Source organism: Pandoraea eparura (genome assembly GCF_902459725.1).
GTDB lineage: Bacteria > Pseudomonadota > Gammaproteobacteria > Burkholderiales > Burkholderiaceae > Pandoraea > Pandoraea eparura.
The window spans coordinates 134,005-146,278 of sequence record NZ_CABPSH010000009.1 but is presented as its reverse complement, the minus strand read 5'-3'; the positions used below and the strand labels follow the sequence as shown (position 1 = coordinate 146,278).

Genomic DNA, 12,274 nt, shown 5'->3' with positions numbered 1-12,274 from the left:
CGATATTTTCAGCGATTGGGAAGCCGGGCAGTATTGGATACAATCGATGCCATGACTTCGACCTCATTCAACCCGATTCCCCACTACACGGTGTCCTCTGGCGATCTGCCGCGCATCGCGCTGCTGGCCACGGGCGGCACGATTGCGGGCAGCGCATCCGACGCGACGCGCACCGCTGGTTATCAGGCCGGGGCGCTCGGTGTGCAGGACCTGCTCGCGGCGGTTCCCGCGCTGGGCAACGTTGCGCATATTCACGCGGAGCAGGTCGCGCAGATCGACAGCAAGGACATGAGCGTGGCGCTGTGGCAGAAGCTGGCCGCTCGCGTGAACGCCTTGCTCTCGCAGCCCGATGTGGCCGGGGCGGTGATTACCCACGGCACCGATACGCTTGAAGAAACGGCGTACTACCTCCATCTGACGGTCAACAGCCGCAAGCCGGTGGTGCTGACCGCGGCGATGCGGCCCGCGACGGCGCTCTCGGCCGATGGCCCCCTCAACCTGCTCAACGCCGTGCGCGTGGCCACCGACCCGATCTCAACCGGACGTGGCGTGCTGGTCGCCATCAACAACCAGATTCATTGCGCGCGCGACGTCATCAAAACGAGCACCTACAAGGTCGACGCCTTCCACTCGCCGGAGATCGGCGTGCTCGGCTGGGTGCAGGACGAGCGCGTGGCGTATCAACGCGCGGCATTGCAGTACCACACCGTCGAGAGCGAGTTCGTCGGACTCTCGGGCGAATTGCCCGCCGTGGAAGTGGTGTCGAGTTATGCGGGGGTGTCCCGTATTGCCGTAGATGCGCTCGTCGACGCGGGTGTGCAGGGCATCGTGGTCGCGGGCACGGGCAATGGCTCTCTGCATTCGCTGCTGCAACAGGCGCTCTCGGAGGCCGTGCAGCGCGGCGTGACGGTGGTGCGCGCCGCGCGGGTGGGGAGCGGGCATGTCATGCACAACGGCGCCGCGCCCGACGATCAGTTTGGCTTCGTGAGCGCGGGCAACCTGCATCCGTTCAAGGCACGCGTGCTGCTGATGTTGGCCTTGCAGGCCGGCGTGCCGCGCGAGCGTATGCAGAGCCTGTTCGACGAGTATTGATCCAGCCTGTCTGCGGCGCGTTCAACGCGGGCCTTCAATGCGACAGTCCTCAATGAACAAGCGCCGGACCTTGCGGCCCGGCGCCTGTCGTCATCCACCACATCTCCCTGATGGCCTGACGCTCCCTACGTGGTCAATGCTTTACGCCACCGTATGGTTAGCCAGCAATTCCAGCGCACGGACCATGCCCGAGTGATCCCACGCGGCGCCGCCATTCGCGGCACAGGCGTTGAACAGCTCCTGGCACGTGGCCGTGTTCGGCAGCGACACGCCGAGGGCCTTGGCGCTCTGGAGCGCCAGATTCAGATCCTTCTGGTGCAGGGCAATGCGGAAGCCCGGTTCGAAGTTGCGCTTGACCATGCGCTCGCCGTGCACTTCGAGAATGCGCGACGAGGCGAAGCCACCCATCAGCGCCTCACGCACCTTCGCGGGATCGGCACCGGCCTTCGACGCGAACAGCAGGGCTTCGCCCACGGCTTCGATCGTCAGCGCGACCACGATCTGGTTGGCGACCTTGCAGGTCTGGCCGGCGCCGCTCTCGCCCACGAGCGTGATGTTCTTGCCCATCAGCTCGAAGAACGGCTTCACATCGTCGAACGCCGCTTGCGAGCCGCCGACCATGATCGACAGCGTGGCGGCCTTCGCACCGACTTCGCCGCCCGAGACCGGGGCGTCGAGGTATTCGCAGCCCAGCGCCTTGACCTTCTTGGCGTATTCCTTCGTCTCGATCGGCGAGATGGAGCTCATGTCGACGACGATCTTGCCTGCCGACAGTCCTTCGGCCAGACCGTCCTGACCGAACAGGACGGCGCCCACGTCAGGGGTGTCCGGCACCATCACGAAGACGATGTCGGCGCGCTTGGCGACTTCCTTGGCCGACGTGCAGACCGTGGCCTGACCGTCGATCAGGTCCTGCGGGGGCGTGCGGCGCTCATACAGGAACAGCTTGTGACCGGCGTTCTGCAGATGCTTCGCCATCGGCGCGCCCATGATGCCCAGACCAATGAAACCGAGTTGTGCCATTTCGAGACTCCTTGTTGCCAAAGTATGTAGTGTTGTCGCTGACGCTCAGACGAGCCGGGCGGTGACGCTGTGTCGCGCCCCCGTGCTCCGGCCGCATGCCCCCTGCATGCGGCCGGCGGGGCCCTTCCTCGTCGAAACCCGGTCAGCCGGCGCGCCGCCTGGGGCGGATACGCCTTCGTTTCGTCCGCACGCCACCGGGGGAAGGTGCCGTGCGGTGGGTAGGGGGAGCGTAGGGATTACGCCGCTTCGCGCAGGCCCGCGGCCTTGAACCAGCCAAGACCCTCGGTCGTGGTGGTGGCAGGCTTGTACTCGCAGCCTATCCAGCCCTGGTAGCCAATGCGGTCGAGGAACGCGAACAGGTAGGCGTAGTTGATCTCGCCCGTGCCCGGCTCGTTGCGGCCTGGGTTGTCGGCCAGCTGCACGTGAGCGATGCGCGCCAGATTCGTCTCGATGGTCTTGGCGAGTTCGCCCTCCATGCGCTGCATGTGATAGATGTCGTACTGCAGGAACAGGTTGTCCGAACCCACGGCGTCGAAGATCTCCAGCGCCTGCTTCGTGCGGTTCACGAAGAAGCCGGGAATGTCGTACGTGTTGATCGGCTCGACCAGCAGTCGGATGCCTTCGGCCTTGAGCGCATCGGCGGCGAAGCGCAGGTTACCCACGAGCGTGTCTTGCGCGACTTGCGTCGACAGGTCCGCGCCTTGCTTGCCCACAAGGCAGTTCAGTTGCTTCACGCCCAGCGCCTTGGCGTAGGTGATGGCTTCGCCCACGCCGTCGCGGAATTCGGCCACGCGCTCGGGGAAGATCGCGATGCCGCGCTCGCCCGCATCCCAGTTGCCGGCGGGCAGGTTGTGCAGCACAAGATCGAGCTGGTACTGGTTCAGCTTGTCAGCGATCTGGTCGCGATGAAATGCGTACGGGAACAGGAACTCCACGCCGCGAAAGCCCGCTGCGGCGGCCGCCTTGAAGCGGTCGAGGAACGGCACCTCGTTGAACAGCATGGTCAGATTGGCGGCAAATTTCGGCATTGCGCTGACTCCTCTTTCTCTCTTTTAGGGGGTGGTTTCGACGATTTCGATGCCAGGGTGTTGCGAGGTTGCGGAGCGCCTGCTTTTGGGCCGATCAAGGGGTCTAGCCAAGAGCGCAGGGGACGCAAGCGCCCCGCAAACCGTGTTGCAGCGTTGACTTACGCCGACACTGCGTTGTCTTCTTCCACGACGTCGATGATCTCTTCGAACTCGTTGACGTTGTTGATCTCGGTGCCCATCGCAATGTTGGTCACGCGCTCGAGAATCACTTCCACGATCACCGGCACCGAGAACTCGGCCATCAGCTTGCGGGCCTGGGCGAAGGCGGGCTGGATGTCGTTCGGCTGGAACACACGAATCGCCTTCACGCCGAGGCCTTCGGCCACCTTCACGTGATCGACGCCGTAACCGTTGACTTCCGGCGAGTTCACGTTCTCGAACGCGAGCTGCACGCAGTAGTCCATGTCGAAGTTGCGCTGCGCCTGACGGATCAGGCCCAGGTACGAGTTGTTCACGACCACGTGGATGTACGGCACCTTGAACTGCGCGGCCACGGCCAGCTCTTCGATCATGAACTGGAAGTCGTAGTCGCCCGAGATCGCCACGACGTCCGACGACGGCGACGCGACCTTCGCGCCGATGGCGGCCGGCACCGTCCAGCCCAGCGGGCCTGCCTGGCCGCAGTTGATCCAGTGACGCGGCTTGTTCACATGCAGGAACTGCGCGGCGGCGATCTGCGACAGCCCGATGGTCGAGACGTAGCGCACATCGCGACCAAAGAACGCGTTCATCTCCTGATACACGCGCTGCGGCTTGATCGGCACCTGATCGAAGTCCGAGCGGCGCAGCATGGTGCGCTTGCGCTTCTGGCAGTCGGCCACCCATTGCGCACGATCCGGCAGACGACCGGCGGCCTTCAGTTCCTTGGCGACTTCCACAAACAACGCAAGGGCCGCCTTGGCATCGGAGACGATGCCGTAGTCGGGGCCGAACACACGGCCGATTTGCGTCGGCTCGATGTCGACGTGCACGAACTTGCGGCCCTTGGTGAACACATCGACGCTACCCGTGTGGCGGTTGGCCCAGCGGTTGCCGATGCCCATCACGAAGTCCGAGGCCAGCATCGTCGCATTGCCGAAGCGGTGCGAGGTCTGCAGGCCGACCATGCCGGCCATGAGCGGATGGTCGTCGGCGATGGTGCCCCAGCCCATGAGCGTGGGCACGACCGGCACGTTCACCGTCTCGGCGAACTCCACGAGCAGGTCGGCGGCGTCGGCATTGATCACGCCACCACCCGAGACGATGAGCGGGCGCTCCGAGGCAACCAGCATCTCGATGGCCTTCTCGATCTGAGCGCGCGTGGCCGCGGGCTTGTACACCGGCAGCGGTTCGTAGGTGTCCGGATCGAATTCGATCTCGGCAACCTGCACGTCGAACGGCAGGTCGATGAGCACCGGACCCGGGCGGCCCGAGCGCATCAGGTGGAAGGCCTGCTGGAACACGCGCGGCACGAGCGCCGGCTCGCGCACCGTCACGGCCCACTTGGTGACCGGCTTGGCGATCGACTCGATGTCGACGGCCTGGAAGTCTTCCTTGTACAGACGGGCACGCGGCGCCTGGCCCGTGATGCACAGGATGGGGATCGAATCGGCCCAGGCGGAATACAGGCCGGTGATCATGTCGGTACCCGCCGGACCCGACGTGCCGATGCACACGCCGATATTGCCGGCTTCGGCGCGGGTGTAACCTTCGGCCATGTGGGACGCGCCCTCGACGTGGCGTGCGAGCACGTGCTCCACGCTACCGGCCTTGCGCATTGCCGAATAGAACGGGTTGATGGCAGCACCGGGCACACCGAATGCGGTGGTGATACCTTCTTTCTCGAGCACTCGAATTGCGGCCTCTACGGCGGTCATCTTGGCCATGTGACGTCTCCAATGGGTAATGGGTCAATGTGTTGGAGATCACTTTAAGCCGGTACGATTTGTTTGATAAGATCACAAAAGATCGTTTTTTTAAGAACAAAAAGTATCGACTGGAGGGGCGATGGACCGTTTCAAACAGATCGAAACCTTCGTGCAGGTGGCCGAAGCCGGCAGTCTGGCCGCGGCGGCCCTCAAGGAAGGGGTCTCGCCGGTGATCCTCGGGCGGCGTATCGACGCGCTGGAAAAACGCCTCGGCATCAAGCTCATGTACCGCTCTACGCGCCGGCTTGCGCTGTCGGAGGAGGGCGGCGCGTTCCTGGAGCGTTGCAAACAGTTGCTCGGCGACTGGGAGATGGCCGAGAACGAGATCAGCGCGGGGCGTCATGCCGTCTCGGGGCACCTGATCGTGTCGGCCCCTGCGGCGTTCGGGCGCAAGCACGTCGCGCCGCACGCGCCCGCGTTCCTGCGCCTGCACCCCGAAGTGCAGATTTCGTTCAACCTGACCGACCGTGTGGTCGACCTCGTGCGCGAGGGCTATGACATGGGCATTCGCATCGGCGGCTCGGTCGACCCGAATTTCGTGGCCGTCAAACTCGCCCAGAACCGGCGCGTCGTGTGCGGCACCCCCGCATATTTCGCCCGCTACGGCCGTCCGAAGACGCTGGAAGACCTGGCCAGGCACAATTGCCTCGCCTTCAACTTGCAGGGCGGGCAGCAGCGCGGGTGGTACTTCAAGCGCCAGGGCAAGCTCGTGACGATTCGCGTGGCGGGCAGCCTGGACTGCAACGACGGGGAGTTGCTGCACCGCTGGTCGCTGGAAGGGATTGGGCTGGGCTGGCGCTCGACATGGGAAATCCAGCGCGAATTGCTCTCCGGCGAGCTGGAGACAGTGCTCGACGAGTACGCGCTACCCGACTACGACATCCTCGCCGTGTACCCGCAACAGCGCTTCCAGCCGGCGCGGGTGCGCCTTTTCATCGAGCAACTGCGGCAGATCTACGCCCGTCCGAACTACTGGCTGGAGAACACGTGAGCGGTCCTGATAGGGCGGCAGTTGATGATCGACGTGAAATCCGCTAGAATCGCGGGTTCTGCAACCTTGCTGCACTGGTTTGACGCCCGGGCGGCTTTGTCCATAAGGAGCTTATATGCGTCATTATGAAATCGTATTTATCGTTCACCCCGATCAGAGCGAGCAAGTGCCTGCGATGATCGAGCGCTACAAGAGCATGGTGACGGCCAAGGCCGGTCAGATCCATCGCATCGAAGACTGGGGCCGTCGTCAACTGGCCTACATGATCGAGAAGCTGGCAAAGGCTCACTACGTCTGCATGAACATCGAATGCGACCAGGAAACCCTGGACGAGCTGGAACACGCATTCAAGTTCAACGACGCCGTGCTGCGTCACCTCGTCGTTCGCATGAAGAAGGCCGAGACCGCACCGTCGCCGATGATGAAGGAAGTGGCCCGCGAAGAAGCCAAGAAGGCTGCCGCGACGCCCGCGACCGAAGCCGCCGCTTCGTAAGTAGCGCACCGGAACGCATCAGGGCACCCACGGAAACGTCGACCGCGTGAATCGCTTACGGCTCGAAGCCAGCATTGTCGAAATCGGCACGCTGCGCTACACCCCAGCCGGGCTTCCCGTGATCGATGTCACGCTGGCCTATGCGGGAACCGTTGAAGAGTCGGGCGTGGCCCGGCAGGTCGAGTTCTCGATGCCAGCCGTTGCGATCGGTCCCCTCAGTGCCAAAGTCATGGCGTTGGGACTGGAGAAACCGGCCCAGTGGGCAGGATTTCTGGCCAAGAAGCATCGCAATAGCCGCACCCTGGTGTTTCACATCACAGCATTGCAAGTATTTGAAAAGGATTGTTGAACATGCCGCGTCCTAACGGTAAAAACAAGAAGTTTGATCGCCGCCGCCAACAGCAAAACCCGCTGTTCAAGCGCAAGAAGTTCTGCCGCTTCACCGTCGCTGGTGTTGACCAGATCGATTACAAGGATATCGAGACGCTGAAGGACTTCATCGGCGACAACGGCAAGATCACCCCGGCTCGCCTGACGGGCACCAAGGCGCACTACCAGCGCCAGCTCGACACGGCCATCAAGCGCGCGCGTTTCCTCGCGCTGATGCCGTACACCGATCTGCACGGTGCTTGATCGCCAGTCGACGAAGGAGAATAGATAATGCAAGTGATTCTGCTGGAAAAAGTCGTCAACTTGGGTAACCTGGGCGACATCGTGAAGGTCAAGGACGGTTTCGCACGTAACTTCCTGATCCCGACCAAGAAGGCTCGCCGCGCCACCAAGGACGCGATCGCCGAGTTCGAAGTTCGCCGCGCCGAACTGGAAAAGGCTGCCGCCGAGAAGCTGGCCGCCGCACAAGGCGAAGGCGAAAAGCTGTCGGGTCTGACCGTGCAAATCTCGCAGAAGGCCGGCGTTGACGGCCGTCTGTTCGGTTCGGTCACCAACTTCGACATCGCGGAAGCCCTGGGCACCCAAGGTTTCAAGGTCGAGAAGATGCAAGTGCGCCTGCCGAACGGCCCGCTCAAGACCGTGGGCGACTTCCCGGTCCAAGTGGCACTGCACACGGACGTCGTCGTCGACGTGAACGTGTCGGTGCTGGGCGAGCACGCCTAAGCGGTATCCGCGTCAGCTTCCCGACGCGAACCAAAACGGAAGTCGGTCCGCCGGCTTCCGTTTTTTTATGTCTGTCCCTTCTGTGGTGTCGGTTGCCGGATTTCTCGATGACCGTACCTGCGCAGGTCTTTGCCGACCGTGTCCCGGTTGCGCACTCCCTTCCACGTTCCTCTCGTTCGATAGCGCTGCCTTATGCTGCCTCCAGGGAAACTGCTGAACAAAACACGTTCGGAAAAATCGCCGCGCAAGCGGGATTTCGCCGGGTCGGACCGAGAACGCGGGAACGGTATAATGCCCGGCATGAACGCACCCGATCCCCAACTCGATTCCCTCAAAGTGCCGCCGCACTCCATCGAGGCGGAGCAATCCGTGCTCGGCGGGCTGTTGCTCGACAACGGGGCGTGGGATCGAATCGGTGACTTTCTGGCCGAATCGGATTTCTACCGCTACGACCACCGGATCATCTATCAGCACATCGGTCGCCTGATCTCCAGCGACCGGCCTGCCGACGTGATTACCGTCTTCGAATCGCTGACGTCCGCCGGCAAAGCCGAGGACGTGGGCGGGCTCGCCTATCTGAACGCTCTGGCGCAGAACACGCCGAGTGCCGCGAACATCCGGCGTTACGCGGAAATCGTGCGCGACCGTGCGGTGTTGCGCAAGCTCGTGACGGTGGCCGACGAGATTGCCTCCGACGCCTTCAATCCGCAGGGCAAGGAAGTGCGTCAGATGCTCGACGAGGCGGAAGCGAAGGTGTTTGCCATCGCGGAAGAAGGCTCGCGCAGCACGAACGGCTTCCTCGAATTGCAGCCGCTGCTCACGCAAGTGGTCGAGCGCATTGACGAGCTGTACCACCGCGAAGGCGGGAGCGACATCACGGGTATTCCGACCGGCTTCGTCGACCTGGATCGCATGACGTCGGGTTTCAACGGTGGCGATTTGATTATCGTGGCCGGGCGTCCGTCGATGGGTAAGACGACCTTCTCGATGAACATCGGCGAGCACATTGCGGTCGAAGAGGGGTTGCCTGTCGCCGTGTTCTCGATGGAAATGCCGGGCACACAGCTGGCCATGCGTATGCTGGGGTCGGTGGGGCGCCTCGATCAGCATCGGTTGCGTACCGGCAAGCTGGTCGACGAAGACTGGCCGAAGCTCACGCACGCCATGCAGAAGATGAACGAGACGCAGCTGTTCGTCGATGAGACGCCTGCGCTCAACCCGATGGAGCTGCGCGCGCGGGCGCGCCGACTGGCGCGTCAGTGCGGCAAGCTGGGGCTGATCATCATCGATTACCTGCAGCTCATGAGCGGTTCGGGCGGCGGCGAAAACCGCGCGACGGAAATCTCGGAGATTTCGCGCTCGCTCAAGGGGCTCGCCAAGGAATTGAACGTGCCGGTGATCGCGCTCTCGCAGCTCAACCGTAGTCTTGAACAGCGCCCGAACAAGCGTCCGGTCATGTCGGACTTGCGTGAATCGGGCGCCATCGAACAGGATGCCGACATTATCCTGTTCATCTATCGCGACGAAGTGTACAACCCCGATACGCCCGACAAGGGCACCGCCGAGATCATTATCGCCAAACAGCGTAACGGTCCCATTGGCCAGGTGCGTCTGGCGTTCATCGGCGCGTATACGAAGTTCGACAATCTGGCCGGCCCCCAATACTGACGCGTTGATTTCCACCCATTCGTAAGGGTGTGCGGTAACGCACGCCCGCAACAAGGTAGAATGTGACGTTTTTGTGTCGCCCCGTCCCCAATTAATATCCGGAGTTTTCCAATAATGTTCGGTCGCTTCATGCCCACCGAGGGCAAGTTCTTTGAGCTGTTCAACCAGCACGCGGCGTGTATGGTTGCCGGCAGCCGCGAGCTGTCTGCCATGCTCAACGATCTGCCCAATGCCGAGGCACGCACCGTTGCCGTGCAGAACAACGAGAAGAAAGCGGATCGCATCACGCACGAGACGATCGACCTGATGCACAAGACGTTCATCACGCCGTTCGATCGCGATGAGATCCACAAGTTGATCAGCACGATGGACGACATCCTGGATCTGATGGAAGACGTGGCGACGGCTGTGTGGATGTACGACATCAAGAGCGTGCCGACCGAGGCGCGTACGCTGGGCGAAATCTGCGTGAAGTGCTGCGAACGTGTGCAAAGCACGGTGGCCCTGCTTCATGACATGGATCGCGCACGCGAGATCCTCAAGCTCTGCGAGGAAATCGACGGACTCGAATCGGAAGCCGACCGCCTGTTGCGCGCGTCGCTCTCGAAGCTGTTCCGCGAAGAATCCGACGTGAAGGAACTGATCAAGCAGAAGGCCGTGTCCGAATTGCTCGAATCGGTGACCGATAAGTGCGAGGACGTTGCCAACATCATCGAAGGCATTGTGCTGGAAAACGCCTGAGCGGAGACTTTCGATGGCAACGCTGCACATCAGCCTTTGGCTGATCGGACTGTTGATCGCACTTGCGCTCCTGTTCGACTTCATGAATGGCTTTCACGACGCCGCCAACTCGATCGCCACGGTGGTCTCGACGGGCGTGCTCAAGCCGCATCAGGCGGTGGCTTTCGCCGCCATGTTCAACGTCATCGCGCTGTTTGTCTTTCACCTGAAAGTCGCGGCGACGGTGGGCAAGGGAACGGTTCACCCCGAGATCGTCGATCACTATGTGATCTTCGGCGCCCTCGTCGGGGCGATCGCCTGGAACGTGATCACCTGGTACTACGGCATTCCGTCGAGTTCGTCGCACGCGCTGATCGGCGGGTTGGTCGGCGCGGCGGTGGCCAAGGCGGGCACGGGGTCGCTCGTCACGAGCGGTCTGCTGCAAACGGTCGCGTTCATTTTCCTCTCGCCGCTGCTCGGTTTCGTGCTCGGTTCGTTCTTCATGCTGCTGGTGTCCTGGCTGTTCTTTCGCACGCCACCCGCGCGCGTGGATCGCTGGTTCCGCCGCTTGCAGCTGATTTCGGCCGGGATGTACAGCCTGGGACACGGCGGTAACGACGCCCAGAAGACCATCGGTATCATCTGGATGCTGCTGATCGCCGCGGGCATGTGGCCGCAGGAAGCGGCGGAACCGCCGCTGTGGGTGATCGTGGGCTGCTATCTGGCGATCGGTCTGGGCACCATGTTCGGTGGCTGGCGCATCGTGCGCACGATGGGGCAGAAGATCACCAAGCTCAAGCCGGTCGGCGGCTTCTGTGCCGAAACGGGCGGGGCGTTCACGCTGTTCTTTGCCTCCTGGCTCGGCGTGCCGGTCTCGACCACGCACACCATCACCGGCGCCATCGTGGGCGTTGGCGCCACGCGCAAGCTCTCGGCGGTGCGCTGGGGCGTGGCCGGCAACATCGTCTGGGCATGGGTGCTGACGATCCCGGCCTCGGCGTTCATCGCCGCGATCGCCTGGTGGGTCGGCAAGCAGATTCTGTGAGGTCGGTTCGGTGGGTGAGCATCGCATGACGGTGTGACCCGCACGGACAACGAAAAAAGCGGCTTCGGCCGCTTTTTTTGTGTCCTGCTTGAGCCCCCGCGGGCGGCGTGGCGCCATTGGCGAGCCGCATCGACGCCATCGAGAGAATCAATTGATTACATCGAGCTGTTGGCGAAGCGAGCGATCGGATCGTCGTCTTGCGGGGCTGGGGCGGCAAGATTGGCCGTGCGACTTGGCATCAAGACTTGCGGCGTTTCCATCGGCGACGGCGTTGCCGCGGTAAGTGGGCGGTTCGGTGCGGTGTTCAGCGGGGCGACGGGCTCGCTCGGCGGTGCTGCCGCGGCGGGTGTCTGAGCGAGCGAGGCCGGCGCCGACCGGTTCACGTAAGTCGTATTCCCCGCGGGCGCCTTGTTCGCGGCGACGCGTCGAACGCCATCGATGCGGCGTGCCCAATACGGAATGAAGAGACTCTCCAGGCGCACTGTGCCGCCGGTGTTCGGCGCGTGTACGAACTGACCCTGACCCACGTATATGCCGACGTGCGAGTGCGCGCGTCCCGTCGTGTTGAAGAAAATGAGATCACCCGAGGCGAGGTCATCGCGCGCCAGCGGTGTACCCACACCACTCATGTCGGCCGTCGTGCGGGGCAGGTTCACGCCGGCGGCGCGTGCCACGACATAGCGCACGAGGCCGCTGCAATCGAAGCCGGAATCCGGGGTATTGCCGCCGTAGCGGTAAGGAATGCCAACGAGGCTCATCGCTTCGAGCGTGATTTCCTCCTGACCGGCGCTGCGCTCCGGCCCCATCGTGCGGTTGCCATAGTTGGCACTGCCGCCATGTCGGATCGACGGACCGGACGAACAGGCGGCGACCAGCAACGTCAGCGCCAGCGCGCCCACGCAACGGCCCCACGCGTTCGGCAGGACCGCCGGATGCGTCACGTCGCGAGCAAGGAAGCGAGAGAGGAGTCGCATGCGCCGAGTTTACGACGCTTATCGGGTCGATGCACCGCAAAAGTGCCGAAAGACGGGCGCTCTGTGGCATCGACGTCACAAATCAGCGAATTCCCGGGCGTCGCTGTCGTCGGTGCGCGCACCCCTTGACGATGCCGGCAGTCAAAAAAAACGGCGCCCG

At 62.9% G+C, this 12,274-nt stretch carries 13 protein-coding genes; 9 read left to right on the top strand and 4 right to left on the bottom strand.

Annotation, left to right across the window (positions count from 1 at the left end):
* Window positions 1-51 precede the first annotated feature (51 nt).
* A complete protein-coding gene (locus PEP31012_RS17430) occupies window positions 52-1,092 on the top strand; it encodes an asparaginase (RefSeq protein ID WP_150590563.1) in 1,041 nt (346 codons plus the stop codon).
* 141 nt (window positions 1,093-1,233) lie between these two features.
* Here the strand turns inward: PEP31012_RS17430 and glxR are convergent, their stop codons facing one another.
* The 3 genes from glxR to gcl all read right to left on the bottom strand — a co-directional run bounded on the left by glxR (window position 1,234) and on the right by gcl (window position 5,068).
* Window positions 1,234-2,136: a 2-hydroxy-3-oxopropionate reductase gene (gene glxR, locus PEP31012_RS17425; RefSeq protein WP_281355511.1), complete on the bottom strand. Its 903-nt coding sequence runs from the start codon at window positions 2,134-2,136 to the stop codon at window positions 1,234-1,236.
* Window positions 2,137-2,351: 215 nt separating this feature from the next.
* A complete protein-coding gene (hyi, locus tag PEP31012_RS17420; protein ID WP_017232293.1) occupies window positions 2,352-3,143 on the bottom strand; it encodes a hydroxypyruvate isomerase in 792 nt (263 codons plus the stop codon).
* 158 nt (window positions 3,144-3,301) lie between these two features.
* Window positions 3,302-5,068 carry a glyoxylate carboligase gene (gene gcl / locus PEP31012_RS17415; RefSeq protein ID WP_150590561.1) on the bottom strand — a complete coding sequence of 589 codons (1,767 nt, stop codon included), beginning with the start codon at window positions 5,066-5,068 and terminating at the stop codon, window positions 3,302-3,304.
* Between the two features lie 121 nt (window positions 5,069-5,189).
* Here gcl and PEP31012_RS17410 point away from each other — a divergent pair, with 121 nt between their 5' ends.
* The 8 genes from PEP31012_RS17410 to PEP31012_RS17375 all read left to right on the top strand — a co-directional run bounded on the left by PEP31012_RS17410 (window position 5,190) and on the right by PEP31012_RS17375 (window position 11,140).
* Complete coding sequence (locus PEP31012_RS17410; RefSeq protein WP_017232291.1) at window positions 5,190-6,101, top strand: LysR family transcriptional regulator; 912 nt, start codon at window positions 5,190-5,192, stop codon at window positions 6,099-6,101.
* A gap of 115 nt (window positions 6,102-6,216) precedes the next feature.
* On the top strand, window positions 6,217-6,594 hold the full coding sequence (rpsF, locus tag PEP31012_RS17405) for a 30S ribosomal protein S6 (RefSeq protein ID WP_017232290.1): 378 nt from the start codon (window positions 6,217-6,219) through the stop codon (window positions 6,592-6,594).
* Between the two features lie 46 nt (window positions 6,595-6,640).
* Window positions 6,641-6,943, top strand: a complete 303-nt coding sequence (priB, locus tag PEP31012_RS17400; RefSeq protein WP_150590560.1) for a primosomal replication protein N — start codon at window positions 6,641-6,643, stop codon at window positions 6,941-6,943.
* Window positions 6,944-6,945: 2 nt separating this feature from the next.
* The gene (gene rpsR / locus PEP31012_RS17395; protein WP_017232288.1) at window positions 6,946-7,227 is read left to right on the top strand and encodes a 30S ribosomal protein S18; all 282 of its coding nucleotides are present in this window, start codon (window positions 6,946-6,948) and stop codon (window positions 7,225-7,227) included.
* A gap of 27 nt (window positions 7,228-7,254) precedes the next feature.
* Window positions 7,255-7,707, top strand: coding sequence for a 50S ribosomal protein L9 (gene rplI / locus PEP31012_RS17390; protein WP_150590559.1), 453 nt, complete (start codon window positions 7,255-7,257; stop codon window positions 7,705-7,707).
* 300 nt (window positions 7,708-8,007) lie between these two features.
* A complete protein-coding gene (locus PEP31012_RS17385; RefSeq protein ID WP_150590558.1) occupies window positions 8,008-9,375 on the top strand; it encodes a replicative DNA helicase in 1,368 nt (455 codons plus the stop codon).
* Between the two features lie 114 nt (window positions 9,376-9,489).
* Window positions 9,490-10,116, top strand: coding sequence for a DUF47 domain-containing protein (locus tag PEP31012_RS17380; protein ID WP_150590557.1), 627 nt, complete (start codon window positions 9,490-9,492; stop codon window positions 10,114-10,116).
* A gap of 13 nt (window positions 10,117-10,129) precedes the next feature.
* A complete protein-coding gene (locus PEP31012_RS17375) occupies window positions 10,130-11,140 on the top strand; it encodes an inorganic phosphate transporter (protein WP_150590556.1) in 1,011 nt (336 codons plus the stop codon).
* 155 nt (window positions 11,141-11,295) lie between these two features.
* Here the strand turns inward: PEP31012_RS17375 and PEP31012_RS17370 are convergent, their stop codons facing one another.
* Window positions 11,296-12,114 carry a C40 family peptidase gene (locus tag PEP31012_RS17370; protein ID WP_150590555.1) on the bottom strand — a complete coding sequence of 273 codons (819 nt, stop codon included), beginning with the start codon at window positions 12,112-12,114 and terminating at the stop codon, window positions 11,296-11,298.
* Window positions 12,115-12,274 lie beyond the last annotated feature (160 nt).